Raw genomic sequence first — 18,012 nt, 5'->3', positions numbered from 1 at the left:
ACGTTCCAAATTACTTACTTGGCACGGCGTCACATGTAAACTGCATTGAGACAATACCTCGATGCGCATACACCTCAAACAACGATTGCAAAGAACAGGGTAATGTTAATGTATAGTTAAACCCATTTTGTAGATAGAAATCAATTAGATTTTGATAAGCAAAAGTAAAAACGTTCCCTTTTTGTTCGGCGAGTAAAGTCTTAAGTAACTGAGACGCTACATTTTTACCACGCCACTGGGCATCAACATATAACGTGGATAAAAATAAATAGCCATGTTGATTTTGTACACGACAGGCGCCAACAATGTTTATCTCATGGTAAGCAACCCACACTTGGTCAGCTTTCGTCGCTCTACCACGCGCACCGTGTTTATTATAAAACTTATTTACTAGCGGTGTTTTTACAGGATCGAGCAAGCAAAACGTTAGCTTGGGCATTACTAACTCATTAACGACAGGTAATGCTCAAATTGCTGCTTTAAAAATGCTTGTTCAGACATGGGTCTGCTATTTATGCTTGTGTACACGCCTTCTCGCGTGTTTTTACCACGCTTAATCTGGTAAGCCCAAAAAGACGCTTCATAATCTAGTTGAATTTGGTACTTTTGCTCTCTTGGCAAATTACATAAATTAAAACTCATGCTATCTCAGGAATAAAGTGACAATTTTCGCAGTATAACAAAATAAAGAAAAAATTAGCATATTAACGACGTGCCAACCTTGATTTTAAACACGCATGAAAGTAAATTAACGGCGAATTTATGCTCGCAAGGAAAGCACAATGCCAAAGTTTATCATTTATTTTTTTGCATTTGTTTTACTTTGCGTTTCTTACTCTACTCACGCTAGTTTATTAATATTCAACCGCCCTGCTGATACACCGCAAGCACGTTATGTCATAGATCTACTTCGTACGGCTTATAAAGAGATTGGTTACGAGTTGCACATTATTGATTTTAATCACCAAAGTTCCTTGGCTGCTGCAAACGAGGGGATTCTTGATGGGCAATTGGGCCGCATTGCTGACGTAACACAAGACTACCCTAACCTCTTAAAAGTTGATTTCCCATTGTTCAACTTTAATTTACTGCTACTAAAAAACTGTCAAACGTGTCGTTATAGCGACCTAAAGTCATTAGCAATCCAGTCCAGCTATCCTGCTGCACAAAGTTTTTTAGATAAACACCCATTTCATGGCGATGTTATCACTGTTAGAAATATCACTGCTCAGCTAAATTTACTGACGCAAAAACGCGTTGAAGGAACCCTCTTACTCGACTTTTTGCTATCAACGAAACACCCTAACTTTGATCAGAGTCCATTTCATAAAGAGATATTAATGCCCATGCAAAGCTTTCACTTTGTACATAAGCGCCACGCGGCACTAATCCCAAAGCTGACAGCTGCATTAAAAAAGTTAGATGAGCAAGGCACAGTGCGATTTTTAAAAAACAAATATAACCTTACCGATTTCTAAAAATCGAAACCACCTTGCTCAGGGCTAGATTGTGCGTGTGCATCGGCATTGAGTTTTTTCTGAAGGAAGCGTTTATAACGTTGCTGACATAAAATAATGACTTTTCTTTTTTCCGCATTACTGAAGTTATTCCAATGAAATCGCTCATCACGGCTGCGATAACACCCTTTACAGTAACCACGGTTATTAACCTGACAAATTCCTTTGCAAGGGCTTGGGATTTCAAATATTTCAATTTGTTGCATCACAATTTGCCAGTAAATTAAAGGTACTGAAAGTATAGCCTGAAATTTAGTCATAAAAAAAGCCACTTAAAAAGTAGCTTTTAAAATACCTTACTCTGCTTAAGATTCGCTCGTTGCAAGCTCCGCTTTACGATGAAATGGCTTTGCATACATAGCCAAGACCAAAGGCTTTAATTCTTCAGGAACTTGGCTTAAACGCGTATCAAATGCTTCAGCGTCTTGTTTATCTATTACTGCTTGTTTACAGCCACCAGCAATATAATTACCTGGATGTAAGAAAAACGAATCAACAATTTGCTGATCAATGGTTTTTGCTAATTCCTCTGGTGATTCACAACCTGATTCGATTGGCTGGCCAAACGCTAAGTGAACATGCCCTTTAGCGGTACTGAAACCTTCAACAATGCTGGCTATATCTTCACCTTGCTGCTTCACATACTGGCCATGTTGTTGCTTATGATATAGCTCTTTTGCTTTTGCAATTGCACATGGTTCATACTGATAAGAAATAGAAACAGGTACTATTTTTAGCTCACGCACATAATCTGCAAATTCTTTTTTCTGTTTACGACCTTGTAATTGCAACATTTTAAGTAGTGCAGGATCCGTTTGGTCAAAACCATCCTTCGCACGACCTTCTTTTTGCGCTATCCAAATAGAGTGGCCTTCAGCCAGTGAATCATAAATATAAGCAGAAAGTTGCGATAGCGCTTTTAACATTTCTTTTGGTGCTTTTGCCGAGCGTTTAACGATAAAACTCTTATTTAAGCGCATTAACTCAGTAATATATGGAATTTGCAGCAGGTTATCACCAATTGCGATGCGAACAGTCGGCATGTTGTGCTTAAACAAGCCCCAGTTAACCAGAGCAGGGTCAAGAACAATGTCACGGTGATTAGAGATAAATAGATAAGCTTGCTTCGGATCAAGTTTATCGATACCTGAAAATGTGACTTCCGATGTAGTACGAGTAATTAGCTTATTCAGATAATCAGCAACTTCATGCTGAACTTGTTCAACTGAGTTGGTTTTACCCCACTTTTTTCTTAACTGCTGACGTACTAATGGGCGTGTTATAAACGGAAAATAAGATAAAAAGCGTGGTAGATTATACTTAGCGATAACATCCACAAAGGCATTATCAGCAATTAAACGTGCCACTGAATCTGCAACTTCATCATCATTGTAAGGTCTTATATCTGCGTATTTATCCACACATTCACTCATAAAAACTACTTAAGTTAAAAAACGGCACGCTTAGCGTACCGTTTAAAGAATTGGCGGATTATAACTCAGGCAATTTTAAATGCGAACCGAGACGCGATAGTTAACCAATATCTTCTCTCAATTGTTATTAAAATATATTTTTATAACAATCAATTAGCTAATGCTCTTACCAGTCTGTGTTGACTTCTTTAAGTACATTTTTAACGCTAACCTCAACATTAAAGCGACCAATAATACGCCACACACTAAGCTCAACCAGTGCGGTAATACTTGATGTTCATCCCCCATCATGGGTGCCACCACAAAACCAAACTCAGACACTAGGTAATCCGTTAAAAACCCGAATAGTAATGCAACGCCTATTACACCAATTAGATAAGCAACTACAGCGCGTTTTCCCAACTCTTTACCCACCACACCCAGTGTTGCAATATTTGTGGCAGGGCCTGCCAACATAAACACCAACACGGCGCCAGGTGATACACCACTGAGCAATAAACCTGCTGCAATAGGGGTTGAGGCCGTCGCACAAATATACATAGGAATGCTAATTAAGATCACCACCAGCATTGCAAAAATACCACTCCCCCACTGACTCAAGTACGACTCAGGCACATAGGTTTGGACCAGTGCGGCAAAAAATAGACCGATAACCAACCATATCATGGTATCTTCAAGCAACTTATTACAGCTAAAACTTATTGCGCGTTTAAGTTTTGCAATCCCCCCCTCAATTTTAACGGCTTCCTTTTTGCTTGCGCAGCAGCTTGTTTTCTCAACAGCAGGAGCTTGCTCTGTACTACAACAACTTGATGCAGGCTCTTTCGCGATTGCTTGCTTGGTGCTACAACAACTACTTGTTACTTTTTCATGGTTATTCGATGTTTTTGTATGCTCATCATTAATTTCACTCTCTTTACCAACTAACATACCAGCAGCAATTGCACTGCATACAGCTGCAATCGGCCTGACCACAGCCATAAACGGGCCTAATAAAACATAAGAAACAGAAACAGAATCAACACCAGTTTCAGGGGTCGATACTAAAAAAGCCGTCGTAGCACTTTTCGAAGCGCCAGCCCGTCTAAGTCCTATAGCGGCAGGGATCACACCACATGAACACAATGGCATTGGAGCGCCAATAAGAGCAGCTTTAATTGTGGTCCAAAGTCCTTCTTTACCAAGATGACGATTCAAAAAGTCAGTAGGCAAGTAAACATTTAATAGCCCTGCTATTAATAACCCCAACATCAACCAAGGGGCAGACAGTAAAAATAACTGCCAAAAATTAGTGAGTAAGTCCATCTATATCCTCCAATGTCGTTAATATAGAACAATTTTCAGCTGGCTCTTCACCGCCGCAACATTTTTGAGCTAATAGCGATAATGAATCATAAAACCGTGTTAACTCTTCAATACGCTGAGCGACTAAATCACGTTTTTGTAGCGTCATTTCTTTAACTTCATGGCACGAATGCTGATCTTTATGAATTTTTATTTGCAACAACTCATTTATTTCAGACAAGCTAAATCCCACGTTTTTAGCGCGTAAGATAAACGACATCTGTTTAATGTCTGTATCTGTATAAACACGGTACCCTGACTCCGATCGCGAACTAGGCGTTAACAAACCATGTTTTTCGTAGTACCTTAATGTATCTGTTGAAACACCCAACTTGCGGGCAAATTCACCTATTTTCATCACCGTCTCCATTTAAAAGCTTATACGTACTATAAACCTTGGAGTACACCCTAAGGTCAAGCATTAAATTAAAAAAGGAAAGCACATGAATATTACCATCCTTGATACCGCCACATTAGCAGATACCTCATTAGATTCGTTGGCAAACTTAGGAACGCTATCTTGCTATGATTTAACAGACCCACAAGATGTTGTTTCTCGTTGTCAGGATGCCGATATTATCATTACTAATAAGGTTGTTATTGATCAAAAAGCGATGTCCCAGCTTAGCAACCTAAAACTAATTTGTGTTGCAGCAACCGGCACCAATAACATTGATTTAGATGCAGCCAAAACACACAACATTGCTGTCACCAATGTGGCAGACTACTCCACTCCTTCTGTGGTACAGCATACATTTGCACTTATCACTAACTTATTAGGTAATACGCACCGTTATATTCAAGATTGCCAATCTGGAAAATGGCAGCAAAGTCCTATGTTCTGTCGTTTAGATTACAGTTTTAATGACATGTCAGGCAAAACACTTGCGATTATTGGTTATGGTTCACTTGGTAAAGCGGTTGCTGATGTAGGCCGTGCTTTTGGTGTTAATGTAATAATAAGTGAGCGCAAAGGGCATGCTCCTCGCGAAGGACGTGTTAGCTTTGAAGAGGCCATCAAAACAGCAGATATAATCAGTGTTCATTGCCCGCTGACCGATGAAACTCGCGACCAAATCGCAGCTAAAGAACTCAATATGATGAAATCAACAGCTATCCTAATAAATACAGCACGAGGGGGAATTATCAACGAAGCTGATTTAGCCAACGCCCTTGCTAATAATGTGATTGCGGGTGCCGGTGTGGATGTGTTGAGTAAAGAGCCAGCAGAAGAAAATAACCCACTTGCTATTTATCAAGGTGACAACTTACTCCTAACACCTCATATTGCTTGGGCTAGTCAAGAATCAATTGCTCGACTTGTGGCTGAAATAGCACTTAACATCAACGCCTTCAGTCAAGGTGAGGCACGTAATAGACTGGTCTAAAAAGCAATTTTTTAGTCAAATAAGCTAAGTAATGAGTTCCACATTACTTAGCTAGCTCGCAAATACAACTTAAACCCTTGATTATAAAGAAAATAAAATATTGGCAAATGGATTGCTATATATGAAAAAACGAAACGATAAAACAAGGGATATAACAATGAAAAAAGCACTTCTTATTGCCGCACTAACAGCACCTTTTTTAACTGGTTGTGTCATTGCCGTGTCAGATGGTGAAGCCGAAACTCACTGGGCAGGCGACTCGTCAACAAGCTGGCAAAAACACCACAAAAATAATCGTGAAGTCATTGCAAACTTAGCACTTGATACGCCTTACCAAACGGTACTCAACAAACTAAGCACACCTAACTTTACAGAGTTACTTAAACAGGACGACGGTGTATACCAAGTACTTTTTTATGCCACTCATAGCATCCACTCAGACAGCAAAACGACCAAAGATGAGTGCACTCCTTTGGTCTTTAAAAACGATAAATTAATTGGTGTGGGCGACACTATTTATAAATCACTCAGCAATAGCTAATTACTTTATGCAGGGGTAGACAAATAACCTACTCCTGCACTGTCGCCGATACTAATCGCGATACCACTTGATCGCGCCCAGCCCCTTTGGCTTGATATAAACCTAAATCAGCTTCTTCAAGTAGTGTTTGCTCAGCATAAACTTGTCCTGATTCAGTGGTAGCAATACCAATACTTATTGTTACATACTCTGAATTTAAAGAGGCCTTGTGCGGAATATTCAATTTATTAACTGCGTTACGTAATTTATTAGCAAATGCAACCGCCTCTTTTGCGGATGTATTCGGTAACACAGCTGCAAATTCTTCGCCACCGTAACGGGCAACAAAATCACTCCCTCGCTCACATGAGCCAACAAGTGCATGCGCTATTTTTTTAAGGCAATCATCACCGGCACGGTGACCATAACAGTCGTTGTAACGCTTGAAGTGATCAACATCCATCAATAAAACCGATAAAGGGGTATGATCTCGTCTTGAACGTCGCCACTCCCTTGATAAGTTTTCATCAAGGTAACGTCGATTAGGAATTTCAGTTAAACCATCAATCGATGCCAACATTTCGAGTAGATCATTCTTTTGTTTGATCATTAACTGATTGCGAACACGGGCACGAACAATCGCAGCGCTAAAAGGCTTAGTTATGTAATCCATCGCCCCTAACTCAAGGCCCTTGGCCTCATCATCATGGCTGGTATTTGCAGATATAAAAATAACAGGCAACATGTTTGTTGTGGTATTTTCTTTTATTTTCGCTAGCACTTCATAGCCATCGATACCCGGCATAACAATGTCTAATATTAATAAATCAACGGGTTGTGTTTTTAAAAATGTAAGTGCTTTTTCGCCACTTTCAACACAAAAAACATCGTAATCTTGTCGCAATGTTTTTTCTAAGACCAAGCGATTTAACGGATCGTCATCAACAATCAGTACCTTGGCTTTTTTCAACATTTGTAGATCCTTGTTCGATGATAAATGCAATAACTTGTTTTATTTGTCGTTGCAGCTCATCGTTTAATAACTCAGGAAGCTTGCCTTGCGTTTTAAGTTTAGCCTCACACTGTTTAGCACATGCTGACAATCGCTTAAAACCTAAATTACCAGCAGACCCTTTTACATTATGCACAACTCTAACCAGTTCTTCTGTAGTACTTAAGGTAGAAATTTCTAATAATTGCTGTGCGGCCATAGTGGCAAACTTTGACAACATAGTTAATACCAAATCACTATTATTTGCAAACTGAGTTAAAACAAAAGAATGATCAAAAAACGGTTCAATGGGTTTATCAAGTTCACTCATTGCTAAAAACAGCTTATTTGCAACAATTGGCTTTGTTAAATGCTTATTCATACCTGCAGCGACAGATTGTTCAATATCAGCGGCTTCACTATGAGCGGTTAATGCGTATATAGGCATCTGCTCTTTTGTGAATGATTGCCTTATAATTCGTGTCGCCTGACAACCATCCATCTCTGGCATTTGAATATCCATAAAAATCAGATCTGGGGTTAAACTCGCAGATAACTCTATTGCTTTTGCACCGCTATCAGCACAAACAACAGTAATATTAGCCTGCTTTAGAATACTTTTAATAATATTTAAATTAAGTGGATTATCATCCACCGCGAGCACTAATAGACCTGATAAATCTGTAGTTGATGGTAGTAACGGGCTGCTTTTTTTGGCGGTCTGTGTGGTTTTATCAAGCTGTAAGCAAAAGCTAAACTCACTGCCCTTACCCTTTTCACTTGTGAGTTTAATTTCCCCCCCCATCAATGCGACTTCATATTTAACAATTGCTAAACCAAGTCCTACACCTTGATGAGAACGAGTAAGCGACTCGTCTCCTTGCGTAAAAGCATCAAATAATCGGCTTTGATCAGCATCACTAATACCAATCCCCGTATCCTTAACCACAAAGCAAATAAGTTGCTGCTCATCAGACTGTTCAACTAAAGTAAGACTCAGTTTTACACAGCCATGTTCTGTAAATTTAGCCGCATTGGTTAATAAATTTGCGAGCACTTGCTGTAGACAAATTTGATCACCCAATAAATTTGCATTAATGGTGTCATCACATTCGACGATAAACTCTAAACCTTTTTTACTGCAAAGAGGCGTTGCAATCCCTTCACAGTAATCAATTAAGTCAGCCACACTAAATGGTGCCTTATTTAATTGCACTTGTGCACTTTCAACACGGGCAAAATCAAGCATACGATTAAGTAGTGACAACAAACTATTTGCTGCCGACTTAGCTTGCGATGCGTAACCTCGCTGCTCTTGCGATAAACCTTGTAAAGCGATTACATCTATTAAACCTAACACCGCATTAAGGGGCGTACGTATTTCATGACTTAAATTCGCAATAAAACGACTTTTAGCTAATGTCGCTCTCTCCGCATCATTCTTTGCCTGAATTAAATCTGTGACATCTTGCACGTGCAAAACATAATAATCAGGGGTTTGTTCATTATCCCATACCAAGGAGACACTTATTTGCAACCAACGCTTTTGCTCTTGTTGAGGTAAGCTAAAGTGATAAACATTTTTCTTCTCACTATGAAGCTGCTCAAGTGTTTGCGTTAATTTTTCTAGTGATTGCTCAACGAATAAATCAGCCAACATGTACTGACTGGGTATATTGTAGCTTTTCTGCATTGAAAATATCTGGCGGGCGGCTTTGTTAGCCTGCAACACTTGGTAATCTAGAGATAATAAAATAACCCCATTCGCAGCATACTCCATGGCACTTTTGAGCTTTGCCTCTGAGCTTTGCAACGCATTAAGTGCTTCATGCTGCTCTGTTATGTCTCTACCAATGGTCATCGTACCTAACAGTTGCTGATGCTCATTATAAAATGGCGCAATACTGAGGTTGTATGTTTTATTATCTGTGACTAAGCGCTTTTGATAGACTTGGCGCTCAGTTAACACTTTTTCTTCTAATAAATTGAGCTCAGTATTATCTTGATTTGTGTTAGTAAACTTTTCACCAACGAGTTCTTCTTGTGGCATGCCTACGTAACTTTCGTAAGCTTTATTGCAACCTAAAAAAACACCGTAAGTATTTTTAAAATAAATGAGATCTGGCACATTGTTAAGCATAGTGTTTAACAAGGCTAAATGACGTTCTTTGGCATCAATACTACGTCGTAATTGCTCTGATTTTACTTGAACTTGTGAATCAAGTGCCTTATTGGCTTCTTGTAAAGATGTAACTAGCTCTTCATTACGTTTAAAGACCTGCTTAACTCTGCTGAACCATGGCTGCCAATCTGTCGGTATACGATAATGTAAAAGCGGGTTACTGTTCTCATTATGCTGATCTAAATAGCAGATTAAGTGTGTCATGGGCTTAACAAATATACGTTGGCTCAACCAAAAAACACCACTAAACATCATTATTAAAAAGACGCACAAAAATATAAACTCTACAAGAATATCGTAACGAATTGGCTCACTAAGCGCCTGTTTAGATTCATAAAAGCGGGTGTAGATGGGCAAGTTGTCTGAGGGCTGAACTAAGTAGCTATGTAATTTTTTTGCGGGCCGCTTAGTGTCAATAATCATTGGTTCAGGCCAGTAATCACCTGCACTGACGACACTATTTAAACGCACGTCAGAGCTGGCTATAACTTGGTTATGTTGATTTATAAAAATATACTCACCCTGCGGTGGCGCTATTTTCTGCAACCAATTTGAAATTGCTTCTAAATCATAAATTAAAATGATGTAGTCATGGCTTGTGGCGGTTCGCTTTTTACCAATTGCAAAATAAGCACGCTCATTCACAGTAATGACTTGGCTTGACGAAAGCGTGTTGTCGTTCAATTGCTGTGGTTTAAGTTTATTGTCGAGTATTGTCGTTAATAAGGTGCTGTCTGCGGTTGAGCGCCGCTTGGTATAAGCAAAACCTTGTTCATTAACATAAGCAACCGCTTGTAAAGATTGGATAAGTGAGAGCGTGGTATTAAAAGAAGGTCCTAATGCAATAACTTGGCGCCACTGTTCAAGTGCATTAGATGTTGAAGCAAACTTACCTTGTCCAACTATTTCACCTACTTCGTCACCAACTGGCTGATAATAATAATGCTCAAATTGGTTTACATCTTTGGTCCAGCTTGGGTCGAAATCATACGATAATGGCTGCTCGTATAATACAAACATGGTATCAATCAGCCCATCGGCAGCACTCATTGCATGGCTCAGTTGAGCTGAAATATTGCTAAAGCTGCTGTGGCGATTCTCAATTGCACGCTCAAGTTTTAAGTCATACAAATGCAAGCATAAGAAAAATGCCACTAGCAATGGCACAATCAATGCGACAGTGATAGAGCGGTAATAACGTTTAAGTGGTAAAAAGTTCACTAGCTTTAAAGTACCTTGCCTCGGAACTTTCTAGATTAACGAGGCAAGGATCTGCTGGCAAGTTATAAATTTTCTTCAGCAAAGCTTGCCAAGCGACTACGAACAACACCATTTAAGTTTACGGTGGCACTTCCTTCAAAATCTTTAAAGCGTTCAACAATGTAAGTTAAGCCTGAGGTAACTGGAGTTAGGTAGTTACTATCAATTTGCGCCAAATTACCTGAACATATGAGCTTGGTTCCTTCACCACAACGCGTAATAATGGTCTTCAATTGTGAAGCCGTTAAATTTTGGCTTTCATCTAAAATCACCCCCGAATTGATATAATACTATCATACCCTTAATAAACTTGAACAAAAAAGTTTTTACACACATACTCTAGCTAAGAATCAAAGGTGAACGAAAATGATACTTCGAAATACAACAAAAACTAAAATAATTAAAGCATCAGTCAACTTTGGAAAAGGAATGTCTTTTCACCTCGATAAATCAGGGCAACCTATTAAGACTGAAAAAGGCATCAGAACTCACTCATATAGGCACGATAAAATAGAACCTAATTTTCCAGTGCTATATCACCCGACTCGCTTCACCGAATGCCAAGAAATGAACTTATTTTTAATGCACCGCTTTGAAGGTCATTTCAGTCTCAAAAAGAATCAAATAGACAATGAGGCTTTTAGTGACGCTTATCATGCCAGCCAACCGGGAAAGCCATTAGATGTTAAGTCTGTTTGCAGTATAGCTAAGCACTTAAAAGCTTTCTTAGATTGGTTGGATAAAGATGATGCATCCTATTTTGAAGTAATAACTGCACCACTTTCAAAACAATCTGTAGATGATGATATTTCTAGGTTACCTGTGTGGAGATATCACAAACATTTATGTGAAAGAGTCGAAACCAAAGATAAGTCTAAACGCATAAGCTTTAACAGCGCTCAAGAACGAATTAGAGCTGTTAAAGCATTCTATATATGGAGCCATAAGCGCGGGGCTATAGATAGCCTCCCCTTCTCACTTGAATACAAACAGGTACGTATTAAAACAAAAGCTAAATCAAGTGTAAGTTCATTGTTTCAATTACCTACTAGCAACACACGTTCTGGAGGCTTATGGAAGTGGGTTAGTAATTTGAGCATTCCAAATACATTGAAACAAAAGGAAGACTCACCCGAAAAAGATCTACAACCATATTCTCCAAAAGAACTTAAACAGTTGCTGGAGACGGATACGGCTCAAAAAGAGACTTATAAGCTTTATTTGCAATGTGCTTTGCTAGGTGGACTTCGTTCTTTTGAGATTTCAGCCATCGACCAGAAAGACCTTTTTGATCCTGATGAAAAAGAAAACGAGAAACGTATTCCAAAATTGAACATTGTACGAAAAGGACATAAGCCAGTGAGATTAACAATAGCGCGAGTTCTAATGAAGCTTTTGTACAATCACACTTTGACAATTCAAAATATGAAGCGACGTACCAAACATGAGACTAATCATGGTATGGACAATAGTGAACATCCGCTTCCTTTGTTTATGAATAGTTCAGGATCGCGGATAAGCGAAGATACACCGGGGAATACTATTTCCATAGTTAGAAAAGAACAAAGGAAGCAGGGATTAGAAATACTATTACGCACATTCCATGACTTACGCGCTACCTTTGCTACTTATGTCGCTAAATACCTAATTGACAAAGGTGAATCGGAGAGTTCCATCAGACAGACACTAATGACCTTGATGAGTCACGAAAGTTTTAAAACAACCAAACGTTACATCGACTTTGCCAAAAGTGTAGCAGTGGATGCATACGGAGCAATGTCAGAGTGGGTGAAAGATATCTACGGTGATGTTGACGAATTACTGATGCGTGAGGCTGAAGATGCAGCAGCAAGTTAAAACGCGGAAGTCCAATCGTATTCCTGCTAGATTTAAACCTCATTCAATTGTTCTAGCCAAACAGTTAGACGTTTTATTTAACAGGGCATATGACAAAGAAAACAATATTAGCGCAGATGACGACACTGCTATTTCAATGAGTCGCTTGCGGAATGCTTGTGTCAGTTTACAACACACTCTTCCTCTAGCCCTTAATAAGGTTAGTACAGATACTGCGACATCAATTCAAACTTCGGGATTAAATGCTCTATCAGACTTTGAAATTTGGCAAGAACTGGAATACTTTTGCATTAATGAAATAAATGATGTCAAGCTACCTAGTTATGCTACTCGTATAGAAGAAGCCTTAGAAAACTTAGCTAAGTTTCATTTTTATGATAACGCTATCAACGCTCCTTTTAGGCTAGTAAATGGGGCTACTTCAATCGACATAACTAAATTATTCGAACTTGAATTCCATCAAGTAAAAGAGATTCGTAAATTACTAAATAAATATCTGGACTATCTCGTCCTTCCAGAATTAAGCCTCAAAGATTCTTCTATTGGGGACAATATCCTCAAAACTGCGACAGCTATTATAAATCTTTGTCTACATGATACTTTTAAGAATACTGAACGCGTCAAACTGCCATTATTGGCAACATTACAGGATAGGGAATTCGTTTCATCATTTATATGCAATCACAACTTCCGTACTTTTTTAAAATTTATACTACCCGATGTGTGGGGTAAAGCTAGAGTCAATCAATTTAAAACTGAAGCCGAAGTAATAGGGTATGCACAAAGCATATCATCCAAATTTGGCAATGAAGTTGATGCTTTTTTGAAAAATCAGATAGCAAGCGCTTCGGAAGCTAATACAACAAGAGTTAGATCCTCAACTTTATCATTTCCAAGGTGGTTGAATAGTGCTGGTAGCGTAGCATCACCAATAATTAAGCTGCTTAGTGAGCGTGGAATTCAAGGGTTTGCAGAAAATGGCCTTCAGGGATTTAAATACCTTTATAAGCATTACCAAGAAGAAACTCAAAATAACCAGCAGTTTTTACTGCTACTAAACGCTGCATTGGACCTTTACCACTTTGTTACGGGTGAAAAAATCGCAAAGGAAAGTTTATTACCCTACTCATTGGGCTATTACCTTAAAGAAAGTGACACTACCGAATGGCAGAAGCATGAGTGGGTATATGACAATGCCTATAAATTTTATCAAAACCTAGTCGAATACCATAAAGTTTTTACAAAGCGAATTGATGGCGAGAGCATAGGTATCGTCACTCTCAAAGGTTACATAGGTAGTATGGCTAGAGCATTGAAAGAAAATGCATCATCATTAACAGATGAACAAATGAAGCTTATTGCCAGTCATGGGGTTCATGCTTTTGTTGAAAATAACTGTGAGATACTAAAGGCTATAAGAGAGGCAATTCAACTAAAATCAAAACAAGGCGATTTGTCGGTTTTTGTTGGTAATCAATATCAGAGCGCTATCGACAAATTACTATCGTTTTATGGTCTAGATACTATTAAAAGCTTTCCGGTCAACACCGAATTAACTGCACAACATCAAGAGCAACTATCTCAGAATCAAGATAAACTCTACTCATATAGAGAAGTAGTAGAATTAGCATATTACATAGAAAAAGGGCTTTCTGAGACCTTACTCACAATTAAAGACAAAGTTACACTTTATGCAGCAAAAGTCATATTGAAAACTGGTTGGAATTCAACTCCTACGCTAGAGCTTGATACTGACGACTTATTTTTCTTTAACACGCCATTACATTCAAGTAAAACTCCTGCTCTTCGTTTATTTAAACGCCGAGCTAATTATCAAACTCAATGGCATAAATTTGAAATTAAAGCCGAAGATCTAGAAAAAGAAGGCGTCTTATACGGCGACGTTGTCGAACCAGTAATATTTGATATTAAGGCTGCGACTAGACTTACGTCTATTTACCGCCCTTCTATTGAGAACCTATCAAAAAGAATTTTTGTTTTTCCCAAAGTAAATAGTATTGGAGAAGTAAAGATTCAATTATTAACAGCATCACGTTTCAAGACCACTATAGATAGGATATTGACTGAGCTTGGGTGTGATATCGTATTTAATTCGCAAAAGATCAGAAAATCAGGGCTTAACTACATTTACCGAAAAGTTGCCAAAGAATTTAAGTGGTATCAAAAAGCTGGCAAGCACTCTTATGAAACGTTCTTGCGTCATTATTTAATGCAAGATAACAAAGATGTTGCAATGACAATCAACAGAGCGACAAAAACAATGGCAGACTATTTTGTTCGCGATGTTACCGACAAAGTAATCATTTTGCAGACTCCACCAGAAGACGGTAAAAAAGTCCCGAATGGCACATGCATTAACTCAAAAGATAAATCCGCAGTAGTGGCATTCGAATCTCAAAACAGGAAATTATTAGACCAGCGAGATACAAACGAGCATGCATGTGCCGACTTTAACGCATGCTTGTGGTGTCCGTTCTATCGCTGTGTTGCTGACGCATTGCATGTTTGGAAACTTTTGTCATACCGGGATTTTGTTGTTGCTGATATGGAAAACTCAGCCGCAACATTTGACTCTGTAACAGAGCAACTGGAAAACATAGAGCAGTTGAAAAATAGAGTTAACGAAATATTAACTGATATTGCCAAGCTTAATGCTCAAGCTGTGATTGATGGAAAAGAATTATTGAGAACAGAGGGTATTCATCCTCATTGGAAAAACACAGGTTTGCTATGACCAAAGAGATAACTAAAACAAAACTACTTGATATCGCTGTTGTAAAAACACATACAGGTCAAATCACTATAAAACCTTTGGTTCAGGTGTTAGAAGATTTTAAAGTTGATGATACTAGCGCTTTTAATTCGATTGCTTTGTGGGAAAACAGAGCATTGAATATTGCTAAACATGGCACTATTCACTTTGGCGATGACACTTGGATAAGCTATGAAGAAACGCAAAGAAATGTGAATTTTAAAGGTGTTGATGAATTAGCATATCAAATTCGAATTTATTCACTAATTAAACTCACACATGGTGATGTTGTAGGCGGTAAACCTCTAAAAATCTCTACACTTCAAAATGATGTAACGTATCTAAATTTAATTGCAGCCTTCTTAAGACAAAGAGGTTATCACTCATTTCATGAGTTGGAGTTCAAATCTGACTTAGTTATTAGGAATCTCATAAAAGACTATTTATATGAAGTCGGGAAAATAGCTATTTACAGACAATCACACTCATTTACTAAACTATTTGACGTGCAACGAAGCTTTCGTCTTTTTGGCCCTAAGGTGTGTAGTGTTTTTATTAATGTGCTTAACCAACTAAACGAGTTACACCATCCGAGACCAGTCACTTATTCGCACCCTGTCATTCCTACTAAAGTAATGAAAAAAATTCTGAAGTTTGCAGAAAAAATAGTTGAAAACTCTAAGGATAAGATAGAACGATGGCTAGAATTAAATGCACGCTTAATAGATAGTTTACATGAAGGCTCCATTGAACCACCGCCCAAAATGAATACAGGTGAGCTAATAGCAAAACATGTAAGAAACTTACCCAATGAAGAGGAATTCATTCAATTATCCGAAGAATTAGAAGATTTAAAATTAGCCACATACATTAATATCTTGGCCTATACAGGTATGAGATATAACGAAGTACTTACATGCAAGGTTGGCTGTGCCAATTACAAAGATGATATTTATTACATTACGGCAATTATGACCAAAACCGACAACAGTAAGGTTGAGATGGAATGGTTTTCAAACGCTGAAGTACATGAGTGTGTTGGTATTTACGAAAAATATGTGATCGGTATGCAAGAAAGGGCAAAAGCTGTACTTTCTTCATGCAGAGCCAATATAACAAGTAGTCAAGCACACAATTTGAAAGAAGGGTTAGAAAGAAACCGTCTTTTCGGGGTTTCACATAGTAGCTGTAGTGTTAGTTTTAGCGATGCTGGGCGATTCACAAAATTTGAGGTTAAAAACAGTGAAAACATTGAGCTTTTTGACTTAACTCTAGACGATGATGATATAGCAGAGCTTGAACGCCTTGAATCTAACTACAAAGAGGTTAGAGGAGAGAATAGAGGTGTCCCATACGAAGAAGGCGATACGTTTAGATTAACCGCTCACATGTTTCGACATACGTTGGCCTACTTTGTCATTGCCAATAAATTAGGTGAGCTTGATGATATTAGATATCAATTTAAACATTTAACTAGCCTAATGACGTTTGTTTATACTCGAAGAGCATTTTTGGCCTCAACAACTTTAATTAAAACTACTGAAGAGTTTAATGAGATTTTAATTGACCGTGTTGCAGAAGAGTTAATAGATGAAGCCGAGTCACAATCACTTAAAGGTGGTGCTGGTGAGCAAATTAATAAAACATCTAAAGATCTGATAATAGGTATTACTGATAGTCAAAGTAAAGATTCGACTGTGATTAAGCAGATCCATTTCAGTTCAATTGAAGAACTGAAAAAATTTCTCGTCAAAAATATTAAAAACATACGTGGCTTACCTACGGGGTACTGCACTGCGGGAGAAGCTTGCAAGATAAAAGGAGCAGGAATCCCTAGTGGCTGTGTGTATTGTGGTAGTAAAATCATTACCAAACGCCACAAGGTCAATTGGCAAATAATAAAAAAAGAAGCAACGCAGAAACTAGAGGCATATGCGGCATTAACCAAAGAAGAGCAAGAAGATTACGAGCTATTTGCTATTCACTGGAAAAATAATATAGCAGCAGCTGACTATGTATTAGATGAAGGCAAAGCGCATACAAACCAAGGAGAACAAGCATGAGTAGCGCATACGATGATATAAAACGTGCTTTTGAAGAGATGAAATCTGATGGCAGCAAGATAACCAAAAATGCAGTAGCAACGAGAGCTAAAAGAAATATTGCAAATCTATCTAAAGAAGAAGAAAAATGGGTAAAGTTACGAGAAAATATTGAAAAAGCTCAATTAACTTGGGAAGAAAAAAATAAAGATAATTTAATAAAACAACTCAGAACAAAGGTAGCCGAACTAAAAAGCAAGCTTGCTAAAGAAAAGCAAAAAAACGAGATTGACCCTAAGGAAATCGATAAGGATTTTGAAAAGCTACTGGTGCGATTACAAGAAATGTACGCTGAAATAGATAAGCTCAAACTGATTAATGCTGATTTAAAAAATCAACTTCAGCACTCAGGGCAACATACAGAAATAAGAGTGGATACGTCTACTGGTGAAATTATTGAATTAGTTTCAACGAAACAATAGATTAGATGTAGTAGTAGATTAGATGTAGTAGCTCATATCTCATCTTACAGTTTTGTTGATTAGGTTTAGACTTCACCTGACAGGCAGCAAGAGCGAACAAGAGACGGTCAGAGTGATCTGGATATGTGAACTTAATTCTACAAAGCGGACGCTTAGCGACCCCGTTCATGCAATAAAATTGAGTTTAGGCAATCCGCATTAATTGTATAATGATGTCTCTGCT

15 protein-coding genes and 1 pseudogene are annotated in these 18,012 nt (G+C 38.2%); 7 read left to right on the top strand and 9 right to left on the bottom strand.

Translation table 11 applies throughout. From position 1 onward, the window contains the following. Nucleotides 1-10: 10 nt before the first annotated feature. Nucleotides 11-439 carry a GNAT family N-acetyltransferase gene (locus LY624_RS03410; protein WP_341803870.1) on the bottom strand — a complete coding sequence of 143 codons (429 nt, stop codon included), beginning with the start codon at nt 437-439 and terminating at the stop codon, nt 11-13. A 2-nt stretch (nt 440-441) separates the two neighbouring features. Then, nucleotides 442-642, bottom strand: a complete 201-nt coding sequence (locus LY624_RS03405; protein WP_130150748.1) for a DUF3283 family protein — start codon at nt 640-642, stop codon at nt 442-444. A 140-nt stretch (nt 643-782) separates the two neighbouring features. Here LY624_RS03405 and LY624_RS03400 point away from each other — a divergent pair, with 140 nt between their 5' ends. Next, nucleotides 783-1,478 (top strand): transporter substrate-binding domain-containing protein, encoded by a 696-nt coding sequence (locus LY624_RS03400; RefSeq protein ID WP_130150747.1) that lies wholly within the window; start codon nt 783-785, stop codon nt 1,476-1,478. Here LY624_RS03400 and LY624_RS03395 read toward each other — a convergent pair. From LY624_RS03395 to zntR, 4 genes are all read right to left on the bottom strand, one after another. Then, complete coding sequence (locus LY624_RS03395; RefSeq protein ID WP_341804380.1) at nt 1,475-1,723, bottom strand: DUF1289 domain-containing protein; 249 nt, start codon at nt 1,721-1,723, stop codon at nt 1,475-1,477. The genes LY624_RS03400 and LY624_RS03395 overlap by 4 nt on opposite strands. Before the next feature lie 99 nt (nt 1,724-1,822). Continuing rightward, complete coding sequence (locus tag LY624_RS03390; RefSeq protein WP_130150746.1) at nt 1,823-2,950, bottom strand: 1-acyl-sn-glycerol-3-phosphate acyltransferase; 1,128 nt, start codon at nt 2,948-2,950, stop codon at nt 1,823-1,825. 153 nt (nt 2,951-3,103) lie between these two features. After that, nucleotides 3,104-4,255, bottom strand: a complete 1,152-nt coding sequence (locus LY624_RS03385; RefSeq protein WP_341803869.1) for an SO_0444 family Cu/Zn efflux transporter — start codon at nt 4,253-4,255, stop codon at nt 3,104-3,106. After that, complete coding sequence (gene zntR / locus LY624_RS03380) at nt 4,239-4,652, bottom strand: Zn(2+)-responsive transcriptional regulator (protein ID WP_193988341.1); 414 nt, start codon at nt 4,650-4,652, stop codon at nt 4,239-4,241. The genes LY624_RS03385 and zntR overlap by 17 nt, the downstream gene beginning before the upstream one ends. Nucleotides 4,653-4,737: 85 nt before the next feature. On the opposite strand from zntR, the gene LY624_RS03375 reads away from it, so the two are divergent. Further along, entirely contained in the window at nt 4,738-5,682 is a 945-nt protein-coding gene (locus tag LY624_RS03375; RefSeq protein ID WP_341803868.1) for a D-2-hydroxyacid dehydrogenase, read from the top strand. Between the two features lie 157 nt (nt 5,683-5,839). Continuing rightward, complete coding sequence (locus tag LY624_RS03370; RefSeq protein WP_130150742.1) at nt 5,840-6,223, top strand: DUF3192 domain-containing protein; 384 nt, start codon at nt 5,840-5,842, stop codon at nt 6,221-6,223. A gap of 28 nt (nt 6,224-6,251) precedes the next feature. On the opposite strand, the gene LY624_RS03365 is transcribed toward LY624_RS03370, so the two are convergent. The 3 genes and pseudogenes from LY624_RS03365 to LY624_RS03355 all read right to left on the bottom strand — a co-directional run. Further along, a complete protein-coding gene (locus tag LY624_RS03365) occupies nt 6,252-7,175 on the bottom strand; it encodes a GGDEF domain-containing response regulator (RefSeq protein WP_341803867.1) in 924 nt (307 codons plus the stop codon). Then, nucleotides 7,144-10,596 carry a response regulator gene (locus LY624_RS03360; protein ID WP_341803866.1) on the bottom strand — a complete coding sequence of 1,151 codons (3,453 nt, stop codon included), beginning with the start codon at nt 10,594-10,596 and terminating at the stop codon, nt 7,144-7,146. Before LY624_RS03360 ends, LY624_RS03365 begins: the two co-directional genes overlap by 32 nt. Before the next feature lie 62 nt (nt 10,597-10,658). Beyond that, nucleotides 10,659-10,916: pseudogene (locus LY624_RS03355) on the bottom strand (PhoH family protein); the annotation flags it as partial. 85 nt (nt 10,917-11,001) lie between these two features. Between LY624_RS03355 and LY624_RS03350 the strand changes: the two are divergent. From LY624_RS03350 to LY624_RS03335, 4 genes are read left to right on the top strand one after another with little or no spacing between them, the layout of a single operon-like run. Beyond that, entirely contained in the window at nt 11,002-12,492 is a 1,491-nt protein-coding gene (locus LY624_RS03350) for a site-specific integrase (RefSeq protein WP_341803865.1), read from the top strand. Then, nucleotides 12,476-15,247, top strand: coding sequence for a hypothetical protein (locus LY624_RS03345; protein WP_062566146.1), 2,772 nt, complete (start codon nt 12,476-12,478; stop codon nt 15,245-15,247). The genes LY624_RS03350 and LY624_RS03345 overlap by 17 nt, the downstream gene beginning before the upstream one ends. Beyond that, nucleotides 15,244-17,328 carry a hypothetical protein gene (locus tag LY624_RS03340; protein WP_045979590.1) on the top strand — a complete coding sequence of 695 codons (2,085 nt, stop codon included), beginning with the start codon at nt 15,244-15,246 and terminating at the stop codon, nt 17,326-17,328. The genes LY624_RS03345 and LY624_RS03340 overlap by 4 nt, the downstream gene beginning before the upstream one ends. Next, nucleotides 17,325-17,789, top strand: coding sequence for a hypothetical protein (locus tag LY624_RS03335; RefSeq protein WP_016708220.1), 465 nt, complete (start codon nt 17,325-17,327; stop codon nt 17,787-17,789). Before LY624_RS03340 ends, LY624_RS03335 begins: the two co-directional genes overlap by 4 nt. The last annotated feature ends 223 nt before the right edge of the window (nt 17,790-18,012 follow it).

This window comes from Pseudoalteromonas sp. N1230-9, from assembly GCF_032716425.1.
Lineage (GTDB): Bacteria > Pseudomonadota > Gammaproteobacteria > Enterobacterales > Alteromonadaceae > Pseudoalteromonas.
Note: the sequence above shows the minus strand (reverse complement) of the source record. Positions and strands in the feature narration are given on the sequence as shown.

Bases quoted from the DNA above. Each gene is read 5' to 3' on its own strand.
- LY624_RS03410 (WP_341803870.1), bottom strand. From the start codon at position 439: ATGCCCAAGCTAACGTTTTGCTTGCTCGATCCTGTAAAAACACCGCTA.
- LY624_RS03405 (WP_130150748.1), bottom strand. From the start codon at position 642: ATGAGTTTTAATTTATGTAATTTGCCAAGAGAGCAAAAGTACCAAATT.
- LY624_RS03400 (WP_130150747.1), top strand. From the start codon at position 783: ATGCCAAAGTTTATCATTTATTTTTTTGCATTTGTTTTACTTTGCGTT.
- LY624_RS03395 (WP_341804380.1), bottom strand. From the start codon at position 1,723: ATGCAACAAATTGAAATATTTGAAATCCCAAGCCCTTGCAAAGGAATT.
- LY624_RS03390 (WP_130150746.1), bottom strand. From the start codon at position 2,950: ATGAGTGAATGTGTGGATAAATACGCAGATATAAGACCTTACAATGAT.
- LY624_RS03385 (WP_341803869.1), bottom strand. From the start codon at position 4,255: ATGGACTTACTCACTAATTTTTGGCAGTTATTTTTACTGTCTGCCCCT.
- zntR (WP_193988341.1), bottom strand. From the start codon at position 4,652: ATGAAAATAGGTGAATTTGCCCGCAAGTTGGGTGTTTCAACAGATACA.
- LY624_RS03375 (WP_341803868.1), top strand. From the start codon at position 4,738: ATGAATATTACCATCCTTGATACCGCCACATTAGCAGATACCTCATTA.
- LY624_RS03370 (WP_130150742.1), top strand. From the start codon at position 5,840: ATGAAAAAAGCACTTCTTATTGCCGCACTAACAGCACCTTTTTTAACT.
- LY624_RS03365 (WP_341803867.1), bottom strand. From the start codon at position 7,175: ATGTTGAAAAAAGCCAAGGTACTGATTGTTGATGACGATCCGTTAAAT.
- LY624_RS03350 (WP_341803865.1), top strand. From the start codon at position 11,002: ATGATACTTCGAAATACAACAAAAACTAAAATAATTAAAGCATCAGTC.
- LY624_RS03345 (WP_062566146.1), top strand. From the start codon at position 12,476: ATGCAGCAGCAAGTTAAAACGCGGAAGTCCAATCGTATTCCTGCTAGA.
- LY624_RS03340 (WP_045979590.1), top strand. From the start codon at position 15,244: ATGACCAAAGAGATAACTAAAACAAAACTACTTGATATCGCTGTTGTA.
- LY624_RS03335 (WP_016708220.1), top strand. From the start codon at position 17,325: ATGAGTAGCGCATACGATGATATAAAACGTGCTTTTGAAGAGATGAAA.